The organism is Streptococcus sp. 2022WUSS083, from assembly GCF_044427155.1.
GTDB lineage: Bacteria > Bacillota > Bacilli > Lactobacillales > Streptococcaceae > Streptococcus > Streptococcus hashimotonensis.
The window spans coordinates 53,740-70,525 of sequence record NZ_JAOTGK010000004.1 but is presented as its reverse complement, the minus strand read 5'-3'; the positions used below and the strand labels follow the sequence as shown (position 1 = coordinate 70,525).

At 41.6% G+C, this 16,786-nt stretch carries 15 protein-coding genes; all 15 read left to right on the top strand.

All coding sequences use genetic code 11. The features are described 5' to 3' along the window. Positions 1 to 153 precede the first annotated feature (153 nt). The 15 genes from recJ to ODU41_RS06135 all read left to right on the top strand — a co-directional run bounded on the left by recJ (position 154) and on the right by ODU41_RS06135 (position 16,783). On the top strand, positions 154 to 2,367 hold the full coding sequence (gene recJ / locus ODU41_RS06205; RefSeq protein WP_105133833.1) for a single-stranded-DNA-specific exonuclease RecJ: 2,214 nt from the start codon (positions 154 to 156) through the stop codon (positions 2,365 to 2,367). Next, complete coding sequence (locus tag ODU41_RS06200; RefSeq protein WP_105133834.1) at positions 2,346 to 3,515, top strand: DUF3114 domain-containing protein; 1,170 nt, start codon at positions 2,346 to 2,348, stop codon at positions 3,513 to 3,515. Before recJ ends, ODU41_RS06200 begins: the two co-directional genes overlap by 22 nt. A gap of 14 nt (positions 3,516 to 3,529) precedes the next feature. Further along, positions 3,530 to 4,042 carry an adenine phosphoribosyltransferase gene (locus ODU41_RS06195; RefSeq protein ID WP_105133835.1) on the top strand — a complete coding sequence of 171 codons (513 nt, stop codon included), beginning with the start codon at positions 3,530 to 3,532 and terminating at the stop codon, positions 4,040 to 4,042. Positions 4,043 to 4,145: 103 nt separating this feature from the next. Next, entirely contained in the window at positions 4,146 to 5,087 is a 942-nt protein-coding gene (metA, locus tag ODU41_RS06190; RefSeq protein ID WP_105133836.1) for a homoserine O-succinyltransferase, read from the top strand. Positions 5,088 to 5,096: 9 nt separating this feature from the next. Beyond that, on the top strand, positions 5,097 to 5,771 hold the full coding sequence (locus tag ODU41_RS06185) for a DnaD domain-containing protein (protein ID WP_105133837.1): 675 nt from the start codon (positions 5,097 to 5,099) through the stop codon (positions 5,769 to 5,771). A gap of 1 nt (position 5,772) precedes the next feature. Next, positions 5,773 to 6,456 (top strand): tRNA (adenine(22)-N(1))-methyltransferase TrmK, encoded by a 684-nt coding sequence (locus tag ODU41_RS06180; protein WP_024411835.1) that lies wholly within the window; start codon positions 5,773 to 5,775, stop codon positions 6,454 to 6,456. After that, entirely contained in the window at positions 6,446 to 7,240 is a 795-nt protein-coding gene (locus ODU41_RS06175; RefSeq protein WP_398578768.1) for a Nif3-like dinuclear metal center hexameric protein, read from the top strand. The genes ODU41_RS06180 and ODU41_RS06175 overlap by 11 nt, the downstream gene beginning before the upstream one ends. A gap of 175 nt (positions 7,241 to 7,415) precedes the next feature. Next, complete coding sequence (locus ODU41_RS06170) at positions 7,416 to 8,240, top strand: ZIP family metal transporter (protein WP_024410284.1); 825 nt, start codon at positions 7,416 to 7,418, stop codon at positions 8,238 to 8,240. 97 nt (positions 8,241 to 8,337) lie between these two features. Further along, positions 8,338 to 9,207: a glucose-1-phosphate thymidylyltransferase RfbA gene (gene rfbA, locus ODU41_RS06165; protein WP_105179889.1), complete on the top strand. Its 870-nt coding sequence runs from the start codon at positions 8,338 to 8,340 to the stop codon at positions 9,205 to 9,207. Beyond that, positions 9,207 to 9,800: a dTDP-4-dehydrorhamnose 3,5-epimerase family protein gene (locus ODU41_RS06160; RefSeq protein WP_014637724.1), complete on the top strand. Its 594-nt coding sequence runs from the start codon at positions 9,207 to 9,209 to the stop codon at positions 9,798 to 9,800. Before rfbA ends, ODU41_RS06160 begins: the two co-directional genes overlap by 1 nt. Then, entirely contained in the window at positions 9,800 to 10,285 is a 486-nt protein-coding gene (locus ODU41_RS06155; protein ID WP_208546104.1) for a phosphoribosylanthranilate isomerase, read from the top strand. The genes ODU41_RS06160 and ODU41_RS06155 overlap by 1 nt, the downstream gene beginning before the upstream one ends. Positions 10,286 to 10,625: 340 nt before the next feature. Next, a complete protein-coding gene (gene rfbB, locus ODU41_RS06150; RefSeq protein WP_024411830.1) occupies positions 10,626 to 11,672 on the top strand; it encodes a dTDP-glucose 4,6-dehydratase in 1,047 nt (348 codons plus the stop codon). Between the two features lie 54 nt (positions 11,673 to 11,726). Next, positions 11,727 to 12,578, top strand: coding sequence for a dTDP-4-dehydrorhamnose reductase (gene rfbD / locus ODU41_RS06145; protein WP_074391874.1), 852 nt, complete (start codon positions 11,727 to 11,729; stop codon positions 12,576 to 12,578). Between the two features lie 16 nt (positions 12,579 to 12,594). After that, positions 12,595 to 13,638, top strand: coding sequence for an LPXTG cell wall anchor domain-containing protein (locus ODU41_RS06140; protein WP_208546105.1), 1,044 nt, complete (start codon positions 12,595 to 12,597; stop codon positions 13,636 to 13,638). 37 nt (positions 13,639 to 13,675) lie between these two features. Beyond that, entirely contained in the window at positions 13,676 to 16,783 is a 3,108-nt protein-coding gene (locus tag ODU41_RS06135; protein ID WP_208546106.1) for a GBS Bsp-like repeat-containing protein, read from the top strand. The last annotated feature ends 3 nt before the right edge of the window (positions 16,784 to 16,786 follow it).

The window sequence follows — 16,786 nt, the reverse complement described above, 5'->3', positions numbered from 1 at the left end:
GCACTATTAGTTCTTCATGGAGCAAGGGATCGACATTCTGTTTCGGTCTTACCTTGCTCCATTTTTCTTGGAAAATGGTATAATAGAAAGATAGTTTATACTCGGAAAAGTTACAGGTTACTTGTGATTTTGAGTATTAAGGAGTAAAAAAACGTGATAAAACCCAATTATGACTGGCAATTATTGACCGGTTTTTCTGATGAACAATTTATCAAAATTGCTAAAAAAGAAGGAGTGGACCCGGTAGCGGCTAAGTTGCTGTATGAACGTGGCATCCATTCGGCGGAAGAATTGCATACTTTCTTACAACCAAGCTTAGAAGACCTTCACGATCCCTATTTACTACATGATATGGACAAGGCGGTAGAGCGGATTCGCCGAGCAATCGAAGATTACGAACAAATTTTGATTTATGGAGATTATGATGCAGACGGCATGACCTCGGCATCGATTTTGAAAGAAACTCTGGAGGAAATGGGGGCAGAAGTCCAAGTTTATCTTCCCAATCGTTTCACAGATGGCTATGGGCCGAATCAGTCAGTTTACAAGTATTTTATCGAGCAGCAGGGGATTTCTCTTATTGTGACGGTGGACAATGGCGTAGCGGGGCATGAAGCGATTGCCTATGCCCAGGAGATGGGTGTCGATGTAGTCGTGACTGACCACCATTCCATGCAGGAAACCCTTCCCAATGCCTATGCGATTGTACATCCAGAGCATCCAGAGGGAAATTATCCCTTCAAACATTTGGCAGGCTGCGGTGTGGCTTTCAAATTGGCTTGTGCTCTTCTTGAAACGGTTCATGCAGACTTGCTGGATTTGGTCGCAATTGGCACCATCGCTGATATGGTTAGCTTGACCGATGAGAATCGTGTCATGGTCAAATATGGTCTGTCCCTTCTCAAACAGACTGAGCGAGCAGGTTTGCAAGAGTTGATAAAGATAGCTGGTATTGACATAGACAGTATTGATGAAGAAACAGTTGGTTTCCAACTTGCTCCGAGGTTGAATGCCCTTGGTCGACTTGATGATCCTAATCCAGCCATCGAATTACTGACTGGTTTTGATGACGAAGAGGCCCATGAGATTGCTCTCATGATTGACAGTAAGAATGTCGAGCGTAAGGATGTCGTCCAAGCAATTTACGATGAAGCAAAAACCATGCTCCGTCATGATAGACCTGTTCAAGTTCTGGCTAAAGAAGGTTGGAACCCAGGTGTTTTAGGGATTGTAGCAGGACGCCTACTAGAAGAATTGCACCAGCCTGTTATCGTCTTGTCCATTGAAGATGGTAAGGCAAAGGGTTCGGCTCGTTCTGTTGAAGCGGTTGACATTTTCAAGGCCCTTAAAGATCATCAGGACCTATTTATCGCCTTTGGTGGCCATGCTGGTGCAGCAGGTATGACCTTGGAAGTTGACAAACTTGAAGAGCTTGCTCTAACCTTGGCAGACTACATTATCGAAAATAAATTGGATTTATCCAGCAAGTCTTCGCTGGTCTTAGATGAAGAATTGGATTTAGAGGAATTAACCCTAGATACTCTAAAATCTTTCGAGAAGCTTGCGCCTTACGGCATGGATAATAAAAAGCCTGTATTCTACATCAGAGACTTTCAGGTAGAATCAGCAAGAACCATGGGGCAGAATAATGCTCATTTGAAACTACGCATTACTAAAGGTGCTGCTGGATTTGAAGTGGTTGCTTTTGGTAAGGGCAATCTAGCCTTGGAATTTTCACAGGCCAAGAGCTTAGAACTAGCTGTCACCTTGTCTGTCAATCAATGGAATGGCAATACCAGTCTTCAGCTCATGTTGGTTGATGCTCGGGTCAATGGTGTTCAACTTTATAATATTCGTGGAAAGCACCATCCTATTCCTGCTGGAGTCCCAATTTTGGACATTGAAAATCCAGTAGCAGATAACAAAGCAATTGTCTTAGCTAACTTGCCTGAGGACCTCAGTAGTCTGCGTAGCTATTTTCAGGAAAGAGAATTTGAAGCCATTTATTTTAAAAATGAAATTGCCAAACCGTACTATCTAGATGGTTATGGTAGCCGAGAACAATTCGCTAAATTGTACAAGACTATTTACCAATTTGATGAGTTTGATGTCCGCTACAAACTGAAAGATTTGGCTGGTTACTTAAAAATTAAGGACAGTCTATTGGTTAAAATGATTCAGATTTTCCAAGAATTAGAATTCGTCACGATTACGGATGGGGTCATGCGGGTCAACAAAGAGGCGCAGAAGCGAGAGATTTCAGAAAGTCAAATATATCAAGAATTGAAAGAAACAGTTATCCAACAAGAGTTGATGGCGCTTGGCACCGTTCAGGAAATTTATGAATGGCTATGTGGTCGTGTTTGATGACAGTAGAAGCTCTGGTTGTTGTTGGAGTGATTGGAATGCTTCTCTACACTTATAGGTTTATCAGGCAAAAAAGTCTGTTGAAAAATCTTGAACAGATAACCGAAATAAAGCACGCACTGATTGAATTACGGCGAGTAGGATGGTCAGAAAGAGCCATCAAAAAGGTTTTCCTGAAACAACTGTTGCCTCTAAAACAAGAAGACATCCCAGCATTTGTTCAAAATTTCATAAAAGAAGCTGCCATTTTTGCCTCAACTAGCTTTTATCAGTTGATAAAAGTTGACAGTCGCTCTTTAAGCCAAGAGAAAGCGACGGCTTTATTGGAGCAAAGTATGAATATGTTAGATTTTCCTGAGGAATTAAGTCACGGGATATTACCTGAACTTTTGCAGAAGATGGATGTGAATTGTCCTCCACACCATCCCTTTTGGCGGTACTTTGCTAAGCTAGTTGATAAGGCTTTTCCAGTTCGAGAATTAGAAGTCAAACGGCCGTTAAACAGGCAGGTCCATCAACTGCGCTACCTTATTTCCTATCAGCAGGCTGTTTGGGTACGTCAGCAGTTTGGAAAAGGAAAAACAGACTGGCAGGCTCTGGTAGCCTATTTACGTAGCCTACCTCGGTGGTCTTACCGCTTACGAGAATCTGCCCGCCTACACAATAAACAACTGTTCGGCAAGAAAAATCAGAAGACCTTGCCAGTCAATATGAAGATTTTGATTCATTTTCACAGCGAATTTATCCTAAATCAAGATGGACAATTTGCCTTGATTTTAGAAGAACGACCTCAGGTCAATGGCGTGGTAAACGGGGCTTCCTTCAATTATGCCAGAGCTAATAATAAGCGCCATAGACAACTTGATATGGCTCCAGTTGGCAGGCTGGATCCCGTTTTTCGGAAAGAATTGCTACGCTCAAAGATGGGAGTCTATTTATCGCCTACTCGCTTTCGTCGCTACCAAAAAGGAAGAAATGAGGTTGGCTGGGAGCAGTCTTACTTTAATCAGCAAGGGAGCTTTTCCTATGGTGGACATAGTAGGGCAGCTTGTGTGGCGAATGTGAGGAGACGATTTGCTAAAGATATAGGTCTGAAATGTACCAAAAAACAATTTCATGGTATAATGAAGAGTAAAAATTATTTTTAAAAAGAGAGAGACAAATGAACTTAAAAGATTACATCGCAACAATTCCTAACTATCCAAAAGAAGGTATCGAATTCCGTGACATTAGCCCTTTGATGGCAGATGGAAATGCTTATAGCTATGCAGTACGTGAAATCGTTCAGTATGCGACAGATAAGCAAATAGATATGATTGTTGGGCCAGAGGCGCGTGGTTTCATCGTTGGATGTCCAGTTGCCTTTGAATTGGGAATCGGTTTTGCACCAGTTCGTAAGCCAGGTAAGTTACCACGTGAGGTTATCTCAGCTGACTATGAAAAAGAATATGGTGTAGATACATTGACGATGCATGCAGACGCAATCACACCAGGACAACGTGTCTTGATTGTCGATGACTTGTTGGCAACTGGTGGTACTGTAAAAGCTACGATCGAAATGATTGAAAAGCTTGGCGGTATCGTTGCTGGCTGTGCCTTCTTGATTGAGCTAGATGATTTGAAAGGCCGCGAAGCAATCGGCGATTACGACTACAAGGTTTTGATGCACTATTAATCTAAGGTTATAGCCAAAACTTATAACTGGTCCTATTTTTATTCTAATTGAATTGCATAGCAACCTGTCTTATAATAAATATAAGAAAATTGGGAGGTTGCTTATGCCAATTAAAATTGAAAAATCATTACCAGCAGTTGAAATTTTGAGAAAAGAGAATATTTTTGTGATGGATAGTGACCGAGCTAGTCATCAGGACATTCGTCCTATCAAAATCCTTATTCTCAATCTCATGCCACAGAAGATCGTGACGGAGACTCAGTTGCTCCGTCTTTTGGCTAACACTCCTTTACAGCTAGAGGTTGAATTTCTCTACATGGCTAGTCACGAGTCCAAAAATACACACTCGGACCATTTGAAGCAGTTTTATAAGACTTTTGAGCAGGTCAGGGATAGCTATTTTGATGGGCTCATCGTGACAGGAGCACCAGTTGAAAACTTACCTTTTGAGGAAGTTGATTACTGGCAAGAACTTACTCAAGTTTTTGATTGGTCAAAAACACATGTTTATTCAACATTGCACATTTGTTGGGGAGCACAGGCTGGTTTGTATGCACGCTATGGTGTACCCAAACACAGTATGTATCGAAAACTATCAGGGGTATACTGTCAAGAAGTGACTAATCCAACTAGCCCTCTTATGCGTGGATTTGACGATGAATTTCGTTCGCCACACTCCCGTTATACGGAAGTAAGAGAAGCAGATATTGCCCATCTGAGTGGGTTGACGATTTTATCACAAGGTCCAGAAGTTGGTCTGTCCATTTTGGCCAGCAAGGATTTAAGAGAAATTTATAGTTTTGGACATTTAGAGTATGATAGGGATACCCTAGCTAAGGAATACCAACGTGATTGTATAGCTGGAAAAAATCCCCATTTACCGGAAAATTATTTCAAAGAAGATGACCCTACAAGCAAACCATCTCTCTCTTGGAATTTACCAGCAGCACAATTCTTTACCAACTGGGTGAATTACGCTGTCTATCAAGAAACTCCATACGACTGGCATATCTTTGAACAATCAGCCCAGTCAGCTAGTCTTTAAAGAGGAAGTATGAACTATTCACAGCAATTTCGTCAGGGACATTTGGTCCTGCCAGCAGCAATATTATTCCACTATCAAGAGCTTTTTCCGTCGGCAGATGATTTTTTGATTTGGCAGTTTTTCTTTTATCAAAATTCTTCAGCCATCGAATCATTAGCGCCTAGTGAGATTGCTCAAGCTACTGGTAAAACAGTTGCCCAGGTCAATCAAGCTATTGAAAATCTCCAAGATGCTGGACTCTTAGAATTTAAGACAATCAGTATTGCTGGTGAAATTGAAATGATATTCGATGCGCTTCCTGCTTTTGAAAAATTGGATGCTCTGTTAACTCCAAAACAGGCAGTTGAGATTGTGCAGCCAGAGAATGATTTGAAGACCTTGGTGGGTGATTTTGAACGTGAATTGGGCCGCTTTTTATCGCCGTTTGAAATCGAAGATTTGCAGAAGACTATTGAGGAAGACAAAACTTCGATTGATTTGGTTCGTGCAGCCTTGAAAGAAGCTGTTTTTAACAACAAAACAAATTGGAAATACATCCAAGCTATTCTACGAAACTGGCGCCGTGAGGGAATTACTACAGTTGCGCAAGTAGAAGCGAAAAATGCAGAAAGAGAAATTCAGACTCCTAAGAATGTGACTGTTTCAAGTGACTTTCTTGATGCAATGGATCTCTGGAAAGATTGATATGGAAACAAAATTATCTAAAAGGCTGGAAACAGTCGCAAGTTTTGTCCCACAAGGGGCACGTCTAGTTGATGTAGGGAGTGACCATGCTTATCTCCCTCTTTTTTTGGTAGAGCAGGGGCGTATTGATTTTGCCATTGCAGGGGAAGTCGTTCAAGGTCCCTATCAGTCAGCGCTCCAGAATGTAGAGCAGGCGGGACAAACAGAAAAAATTCTAGTCCGTTTAGCAAATGGCTTAGGTGCGTTTGAGACGTCTGACCAGATGACTGCCGTGACCATAGCAGGTATGGGAGGGCGCTTGATTGCGGAAATCTTAGAAGCAGGAAAAGAAAAGCTTGCGACCATTGAACGGTTGATACTCCAGCCAAATAACCGTGAAGATGATGTGCGTCGATGGTTGGAAAAAAATGGTTTTAGATTGGTTGCTGAAAAGATTCTGGAAGAAAATGGCAAGTTATATGAAATCCTCGTTGCAGAATCAGGACAGATGAGATTATCAGAAGTTGAACATCGTTTTGGTCCCTATCTACTAGAGGAGGCTTCACCAGTTTTCGTCAAAAAGTGGAGAAGAGAACTTGAAAAATTAAGTTTTGCTTTGGAACAAGTTCCATCTGAACGCCAAGGTGACCGCTTTGCCATTTCCCAAAAAATCCAACAAATTCAGGAGGTACTCCATGTTAGCTAGTCAGGTTATTGAGCGCTATCAAGCCTTTTGTCCCCCTTCTTTAGCTATGGAAGGCGATGTCAAAGGGCTGCAAATTGGTACCCTTAATAAAGAGATTCAACGTGTCATGGTGGCTCTGGATATTCGTGAGACAACAGTGGCAGAGGCGATTGATAAAAAGGTGGATTTGATTATCGTCAAACACGCTCCGATTTTTCGTCCTATAAAGGATTTGGTGGCTGACAATCCGCAAACTAAAATGTATCTTGATTTGATTAAGCATGATATTGCAGTCTATGTCAGTCATACAGATATTGATGTGGTTGAGGGGGGGCTCAACGACTGGTTCTGTGAACTATTAGAAATTCAAGATACTACCTACTTGATTGAAACTTCCGAGGGGCAGGGGCTTGGTCGTGTGGGGACAATAGCAGAGCAGACTTTGGAGGATTTGGCTTTGAAAGTCAAGTCTGTCTTTGGTCTAGATGCTGTCCGTCTAGTGACCTATGGGCATCAAGCCAAGCAGTATGTCAGCCGTGTAGCCATCTGTGGAGGCAGTGGTGGTTCCTATTACCATGAGGCTCTTGCCAAGGGAGCAGATGTTTACATCACAGGCGATATTTACTACCATACTGGGCAGGACATGCTGACCCAGGGCTTGCTGGCTATTGATCCAGGCCACCATATCGAAGCCTTGTTTATCAAGAAAATTGCTGAATTGTTGGAAACATGGAAGGCAAATGAAGGTTGGGATGTCGAAATTCTACCTTCAACTGTTTCAACCAATCCGTTTAGACATATGTGATAAATTAATCAGTACCTGATTATGGAAAGACCAAGACGACATTTAATGTAGTTTTAGGTCTTTTATTTTTTAGATATTTTCTTATTTATTTAAGTGAAAAAGCTTGAATTTTATAATAAATTAGGGTATCTTAATTTATAGGATATGCAAGATTAAACAGGATAGGATGTTAGTTATGACTTGGTTTACTAATCAGTCTGTAGTTCTACAGGCTTTGTTAGGTGGTTTATTCACATGGTTTTGTACGATTATGGGGTCTGCCGTTGTATTTTTCTTTAAGACAGTTAGTCGTCGTTTGCTAGACACCATGCTAGGCTTTGCAGCTGGTGTTATGATTGCGGCTTCTTTTTGGTCTTTATTAGCCCCATCAATTGAGTATGCTGAAAGTTCATACGGCAATTTGGCTTGGATACCAGCAGCAGTAGGCTTTGCAGCAGGTGGTATTTTTTTACGCTTGGTAGATGCCTGGGTTCCGCATTTGCATTTGGGAAATGATAAAGATAAGGCAGAAGGCGGTGGTGAGAAGGAGAGAAAAAATCTATCCAAAACAGCCCTGCTCTTCTTAGCTATTACAATTCACAATATTCCTGAAGGCTTGGCGGTCGGTGTTACATTTGGTGCACTTGCTTCTAACTATAGTCCAGCAGCTTTTATTGGTGCAATCGGTCTTGCTATTGGGATCGGTATACAAAATATTCCTGAAGGGGCAGCCTTGGCTATTCCAATTCGTACAGACGGTGCATCTAGGTGGAAAGCTTTTTACTGGGGATCAATGTCAGCGATTGTCGAGCCGATTGCAGCAGTCATAGGGGCTTTTGCGGTCACCTTTATGACACCTATTTTACCTTATGCCCTCTCCTTTGCGGCAGGAGCCATGATTTTTGTCGTCGTAGAAGAGCTCATTCCAGAGTCGCAGACAAATGGCAATACGGATATTGCAACTCTGGGCTTAATGGCCGGTTTTATCATCATGATGATTTTGGATGTTGCCTTAGGATAATTTGTTAAAGTCTGTTGTTACAGGCTTTTTTCTTATGACAATATCTTTAAAAATATGGTATAATGAACTGATATTAATTTAGGGAAGGTACTCTTATATGAAAGGTATTATTCTAGCTGGTGGGTCAGGTACACGCTTGTATCCTTTAACGCGCGCAGCTTCAAAACAGTTGATGCCAATTTACGATAAACCAATGATCTATTATCCATTGTCAACATTGATGTTGGCTGGAATCAAAGATATTTTGATTATTTCAACTCCGCAAGATCTTCCACGTTTTAAGGATATGTTAGGAGATGGTTCTGAACTTGGAATTTCACTTTCATATGCAGAACAACCAAGTCCAGATGGTTTGGCGCAAGCCTTCATTATCGGTGAAGAATTTATCGGTGATGACAATGTAGCCTTAATCCTTGGTGATAACATCTACCACGGCAATGGATTGACCAAGATGTTGCAACGTGCAGCAAGCAAAGAAAAGGGCGCGACTGTCTTTGGTTACCAAGTAAAAGACCCAGAACGCTTTGGTGTTGTCGAGTTTGACGCAGATATGAATGCCATCTCTATCGAAGAAAAACCTGAAGAGCCAAAATCAAATTTTGCGGTTACTGGTCTTTATTTCTATGACAATGATGTTGTGGAGATTGCAAAAAATATCAAGCCTTCACCTCGTGGTGAGTTGGAAATCACAGATGTCAACAAGGCTTACTTAGAGCGTGGCGACTTATCTGTTGAGCTTATGGGTCGTGGATTTTCCTGGTTGGATACAGGTACGCATGAGAGCCTCTTGGAAGCTGCACAGTACATCGAAACGGTTCAACGTTTGCAAAACGTTCAAGTGGCTAACTTGGAAGAAATTGCCTACCGCATGGGCTATATTACAAAAGAACAAGTACATGAATTGGCACAGCCACTTAAGAAAAATGAATACGGACAATACTTGCTCCGTTTGATTGGAGAAGCCTAATGACAGAAAACTTTTTCGGTAAAACACTAGCAGCTCGCCCAGTTGAAGCTATTCCAGGAATGTTAGAATTTGACATTCCTGTTCATGGTGACAACCGTGGCTGGTTTAAGGAGAACTTCCAAAAGGAAAAAATGTTGCCTCTCGGCTTCCCTGAAAGCTTCTTTGCAGAAGGAAAATTGCAGAATAATGTTTCCTTCTCTCGCAAAAATGTTCTTCGTGGTCTTCACGCTGAGCCTTGGGATAAATACATTTCAGTGGCAGATGGCGGTAAGGTTTTGGGAACTTGGGTAGATCTTCGTGAAGGCGAAACCTTCGGTAATACCTATCAAACCGTTATTGATGCTTCAAAAGGTATCTTTGTCCCACGTGGCGTTGCCAATGGTTTCCAAGTTTTGTCAGATTTCGTGGCTTACAGCTACTTGGTTAATGACTACTGGGCTTTGGAACTCAAGCCTAAGTATGCCTTCGTCAACTACGCTGACCCTAGCCTCGACATCCAGTGGGAAAACCTAGAAGAAGCAGAAGTTTCAGAAGCAGATGAGAATCACCCACTCCTCAAGGACGTTAAGCCTTTGAGAAAAGAGGACCTCTAATGTTTCAAGCCTTTTTGGAAATAGCAGAGCAGTTAAACAAGTTAGGACTCACTCCCTTGTTAATGGGCTCAGTTGGTTTGGAAAGGCGCACAGGGAAGGACTGGCAGGCAGGAGATTTAGATATTCATGTTCCAAGTGATCCACGTGGCTGGGAAGCCCCAGACGACGAACGGATTTACCGTGCAGATGAGCTGATTGCCATGATGAATCAACTCGGCTATGTCCTGGTTGACCGTCACGAACATGAATTTTATAAAGATGGCTTATCTGTTGAATTCGGAGGCCTACATTCACTGCCTGAATTTGCTGGTGTAGAGCTAGAAGATTTGGAAGAACTAGAAACAGCAGGTGTTCGCTATTACCTACCGACACTTGGACAATACCTAAAAATCTACCAAGCCTCTTCAAAAGATTCCTACCGTGCAGAAAACAATAATCAAAAAGACTTTGCCAAGATTGCTTACTTGAAGGAAATCTTGAAGTAAAGAAAGCGAGCCAATCGCGATAGTTTCCGCCGTAGTGAAAATAGGAACCTGCATTCATAGTTCAGTACGTTCATCTAAGGCTATTTTTTCAGCTACTCATCGTTAGTTTTTTTTCAGAATACAGTCAGTATTCCCTCAAAAAACTGCCTTGATTAGCGAAAAACTATCTCTTATATAAAAGTACTTCACTTGTGAATACAGGTTCCGAGATTACGTTTTACGTAATCTTGCAGGGAAATTTTGAAACCTTAGGTTCAAAATTTAGCCATGAAACCGAAGGTTTGCTGGCGTCCCCACTACCTAAGGAAACTATCAAAATAATAAAAATTCGGAGAAAAAAATGTCTCAATTTAAAAATATTATCGTAACTGGTGGAGCTGGTTTCATCGGTTCAAACTTTGTACATTATGTTTATAACAATCATCCAGACGTTCACGTAACTGTTTTGGATAAACTTACTTATGCTGGTAACAAAGCTAACATTGAAGCCATCCTTGGTGACCGTGTTGAGCTAGTTGTTGGCGACATTGCAGATGCTGAGTTGGTTGACAAATTGGCTGCTAAGGCAGATGCGATTGTTCACTATGCAGCAGAAAGCCACAACGACAACTCCCTCAACGATCCAAGCCCATTCATCCATACCAACTTTATCGGTACTTATACTCTTCTTGAAGCGGCTCGTAAATACGATATTCGTTTCCACCATGTATCGACTGACGAAGTATACGGAGACCTTCCTTTGCGTGAAGATTTGCCAGGTCATGGCGAAGGTCCAGGTGAGAAATTTACTGCAGAAACCAACTACAACCCATCATCACCATACTCATCAACCAAGGCTGCTTCAGACTTGATTGTTAAAGCATGGGTGCGTTCATTTGGTGTCAAAGCAACGATTTCAAACTGTTCAAACAACTACGGTCCATACCAACATATTGAGAAATTCATCCCACGCCAAATTACCAACATCTTGGCAGGTATCAAGCCAAAACTTTACGGTGAGGGTAAAAACGTCCGTGACTGGATTCATACTAATGACCACTCGACTGGTGTTTGGGCAATCTTGACAAAAGGCCGTATGGGTGAAACTTACCTAATCGGTGCTGACGGTGAGAAAAACAACAAAGAAGTGCTTGAATTGATTCTTGAAAAAATGGGTCAACCAAAAGATGCTTATGACCACGTGACTGACCGTGCAGGACACGATTTGCGCTATGCTATTGACGCAAGCAAACTTCGTGATGAGCTTGGTTGGACACCACAGTTTACCAACTTCTCTGAAGGTTTGGAAGAAACAATCCAGTGGTATACAGACAACCAAGATTGGTGGAAGGCTGAAAAAGAAGCTGTTGAAGCCAACTATGCTAAGACACAGGAAGTTATTAAATAAGACTATTAAAGGCTAGGGCTCTTGCCCAAGCCTTTCTTGAAATAAGGAGCAAATATGATTTTAATTACAGGTGCAAATGGTCAGTTGGGTACAGAGTTGCGTTATCTCTTGGATGAGCGTGGTGTTGAGTACGTTGCCGCTGACGTAGCAGAAATGGACATCACGGATGCCGACAAGGTGGATGCCTTTTTTGCAGAAGTTAAGCCAAGCGTTGTTTACCACTGTGCAGCCTATACAGCTGTTGATATGGCAGAAGATGAAGGCAAAGAACTCAACTACAAGATTAACGTAACAGGCTCTGAAAATGTTGCCAAGGCAGCAGCAAAATACGGTGCAACCCTTGTCTATATCTCAACAGACTATGTTTTCAACGGTGATTTGCCAGTCGGTCAAGAGTGGCAAGTAGATGACCAACCAGATCCTCAATCAGAATATGGTCGTACCAAGCGTTTGGGTGAAGAAGCAGTTGAGAAGTTTGCAGACAAGTTCTACACAGTGCGTACGGCTTGGGTCTTTGGTAACTATGGCAAAAACTTTGTCTTCACCATGCAAAATCTTGCTCAAACACGAGACACTTTAACAGTAGTCAATGACCAACACGGTCGCCCAACCTGGACACGCACACTTGCGGAATTCATGGTACACTTGGTGGACACCAAGCAAGCATTTGGTTACTACCATTTGTCAAACGATGCAGTAGAAGATACGACTTGGTTTGACTTTGCTACGGAAATCCTCAAGGATACTAACACCAAGGTATTGCCAGTGGATTCTAGCCAATTCCCAGCCAAGGCAAAACGTCCATTCAACTCAACCATGAGCTTGGACAAGGCAAAGACGACAGGCTTTGTCATCCCAACTTGGCAAGAAGCTTTGGAAGCATTCTATAAACAAGAAAAGAAATAGTCTACAGGAGATGTGTATGAAAAAGAAAGCGATTGTTAAGCCGTTGTTGACGTCAGCAATCCTTCTTGCTTTACTAGGAGGTGCTATATTACCGTCCGGATCTGTTCCAGTTGTAGCAGCAGAGACAAGTCAAGGTACGACCTATCATTTAACTGATGATGAAAAAGTTGCCGTACGTGAATATATTCAAGCTAAAATGACTATCGATATGCAAGAATATAGATTGGCGTTTCTTGAGGGAATGATGGAAGAAATGGCATCGAGTAGTGCTGAAGCTGCATGGGATGAAGAAATTGCAGACTTGAAGGCAAGCTTAACAGCAGAGCAAGTTGTTGTTTTAGATGAACTTAAAGCAAATTTAATTGGTAGCATAGCTCAACATTATCATTACTTATTTGAGACACTTACAGTCGCTGGAAAAAGCGGAAGAGAAGAAGCAGCGGCTATAGTTTCTAAGTACGAGTCTGAAGATGATGCAAGTACTCCTGAAGCCGAGTTGGCTGCATTGAAATACGCTAGAGAAGTTATCGTTGAACTACTGAATAAAGAGTCGGCAGCGATTGATAATTATATTGCTTATGCAGAAGCAACTGGACAAGAATTAGCTGGATTGTTGGAAAGTGGAAACTCTAATTTAGAATCTATTACATCTGCAACTATAGGATATGGTCAAGCTCTTGCAACTGCTTCGCAACCAAAATTTCCGTATGATTTTTCAGAAATAGACCGACAGATTGCAGAACTAACTGCTAGTCTACAATCAAAAGTCGAGGATAAAAGTACAGCTAATATTGAAAATACTGGGGCACAAACAAGTCAAAGCGTTTCAAATGACTCAAATGATTTGCAAGATGTTTCAGGTCAAGTGGATGGTCAGATTTCTGATGTAGCTACAGGAAAAGGTAGTATTTCCGAAGCAGATAAGAAAAAGGTTATACCAAATGATAAAGCTAAGGTACTACCAAAAACCTCAGGGAAATCTGGTCTTCCATTAACTGTACTAGGACTCATAATAATTTTTGCTGGTTGGCTATTGACAAAGAAGCAAGAAGAAAAATAAAGGATTAGTGTAATTACATCTATTTTGAGAAATATAGTTGTTTTTACATGTGAAATACATAAAGGAGATATTTGTGAAAAAAAGAACGTTGTTATTTCTTTCTTTGTGTGCATCCGCGTTGAATGCTCAGCTTGTTCAAGCGGATATGGTAAATGCCCCATCTAGTCAAGTTTCTTCATCTCAGGTTGCTGAAACTGGCGGGCAGCTATCTGTCGTTGATGAGGCTGGTCAGATTAAAGCTATTCTATCGAACATTCAAGGGGAAATTATTGGTGTTACAGCCCAGTTTAGCTCTGAAACAAATAGCGGCATTACTGTCACATTCTCAATGGATGAGCAGGGGAGATACGTAGCGGTTTTGGATCGGTCTACATTTGCGGAGGAAGACCAAGTCTTTTCGCTGAAGTTAACAGCACAATTAACAGATGGAAGTTTTCAGACCTTATCAGATTATAGTTTCGAGTGGAAGAAGGATGTTGTAAGCGCGGCTGAGAAGCCTACTGCTTTGAATAATAGCAATGCAATCTCGTCTAAAATTGAGGAGGAAGCAACTTCGGCTACTACAAGCTCAACGGTTAATTCTAGTTTGACAGCAGGTACAACAAGTAGTACTTCGAATTCGCTGACCAGAAGTTCTTCCAATACGATTGCAGGAAGTTCGAATGGCTCTACAAGTGTTCCAAGTGCTCGAGTCAGTACAGCTTCCAGTTCGGTCAATGTTACACAACCTACAGGCACCATCACAATTGAAAATCGTAACGATGCCCAAGGTACCTTCGATGTTCGTATTACTAATGTTTCGTCACCGAAAGATATAGCAAGTGTTATTTTGCCAACTTGGTCACAGACGGATGATTTACGTTGGTATGAAGCAAAGCGTCAAGCAGACGGAAGTTATAAATTAACTGTCAATAAGAAAGATCATAAATACCGCACAGGTACCTACACGGTTCATCTATATTACAAGGATTCAAATGGTGGTTTGACAGGTGCAGGTGGTACAACGACTCATTTATCAGAAGTGAAGCCAACAGGTACCATCACAATTGAAAATCGTAACGATGCCCAAGGTACCTTCGATGTTCGTGTTACTAATGTTTCATCGCCGAAAGATATAGCAAGTGTTATCTTACCCACTTGGTCACAGTCAGACGATTTACGCTGGTATGAAGCAAAGCGTCAAGCAGACGGAAGTTATAAATTAACTGTCAATAAGAAAGATCATAAATACCGCACAGGTACCTACACGGTTCATCTATATTATAAGGACTCAAGTGGTGGTTTGACAGGTGCAGGTGGTACAACGACTCATTTATCAGAAGTGAAGCCAACAGGTACCATCACAATTGAAAATCATAACGATGCCCAAGGTACCTTCGATGTTCGTGTTACTAATGTTTCATCGCCGAAAGATATAGCAAGTGTTATCTTACCCACTTGGTCACAGACGGATGATTTACGTTGGTATGAAGCAAAGCGTCAAGCAGACGGAAGTTATAAATTAACTGTCAATAAGAAAGATCATAAGTACCGTACAGGTACCTACACGGTTCATCTATATTATAAGGACTCAAGTGGTGGTTTGACAGGTGCAGGTGGTACAACGACTCATTTATCAGAAGTGAAGCCAACAGGTACCATCACAATTGAAAATCGTAACGATGCCCAAGGTACCTTCGATGTTCGTGTTACTAATGTTTCATCGCCGAAAGATATAGCAAGTGTTATTTTACCCACTTGGTCACAGACGGATGATTTACGTTGGTATGAAGCCACTCGTCAATCAGATGGCAGTTATAAGTTAACTGTTAATAAGAAGGACCATAAGTATCGCACAGGTACCTACACGGTTCATCTATATTATAAGGATTCAAATGGTGGTTTGACAGGTGCAGGTGGTACAATAACTCATTTATCAGAAGTGAAGCCAACAGGTACCATCGCAATTGAAAATCGTAACGATGCCCAAGGTACCTTTGATGTTCGTGTTACTAATGTTTCATCGCCGAAAGATATAGCAAGTGTTATTTTACCCACTTGGTCACAGACGGATGATTTACGTTGGTATGAAGCAAAGCGTCAAGCAGACGGAAGTTATAAATTAACTGTCAATAAGAAAGATCATAAATACCGCACAGGTACCTACACGGTTCACTTATATTATAAGGACTCAAGTGGTGGCCTAACAGGTGCAGGTGGAACAACGACTCATTTATCAGAAGTGAAGCCAACAGGTACCATCACAATTGAAAATCGTAACGATGCCCAAGGTACCTTCGATGTTCGTGTTACTAATGTTTCATCGCCGAAAGATATAGCAAGTGTTCTCTTACCTACCTGGTCTCAGTCAGACGATATACGTTGGTATGAAGCCACTCGTCAATCAGATGGCAGTTATAAGTTAACTGTTAATAAGAAAGACCATAAGTATCGTACAGGTACCTACACGGTTCACTTATATTATAAGGACTCAAGTGGTGGCCTAACAGGTGCAGGTGGAACAACGACTCATTTATCAACCCCGTCGGTACAGCGCTCCTACACAGTCTATATTGACCCAGGACATGGAGGGCGAGACTCAGGAGCTTCTTATGGAGGCGTACATGAAAAAAATCTTGCTTTGTCTGTTTCAAATAAGTTGCGTGAAAATCTCTTGAAATATGGAATCAATGTTTTGATGACCCGTACAGGTGATTATGATGTAGACTTCAAAACAGAGAGGTCACGAATGACGAATGCAAGCAACGCAGACTTATTTATTAGTATCCATTTTAATGCGACGGGTGCAGGAGTTTCGAATGCAACTGGTATCGAAACATACTGGTATCAATACGATCCGGAATACCAACCTAAAATTAATAAAGAAATGCATAATAACCCTACTCGTTTAGCTGAAAGTGAGATTTTAGCTAACAAGGTTCAGGAGAGTTTAATTAAGGAAACAGGTGCAGTTAACCGTGGCGTAAGAAGAGAAACTTTTGCAGTCCTTCGCGAGACAGCAATTCCTGCTATTCTAGTGGAGCTAGGATTTATGGATAATCCTTCGGAGTTACAAGTTATCAAACAAGATTCTTATCACACTCGTCTTGCGAAAGCATTGGCACAAGGTGTGATGAACTGGTATGGTGCTGTAGAGGGAAAGTAGGAA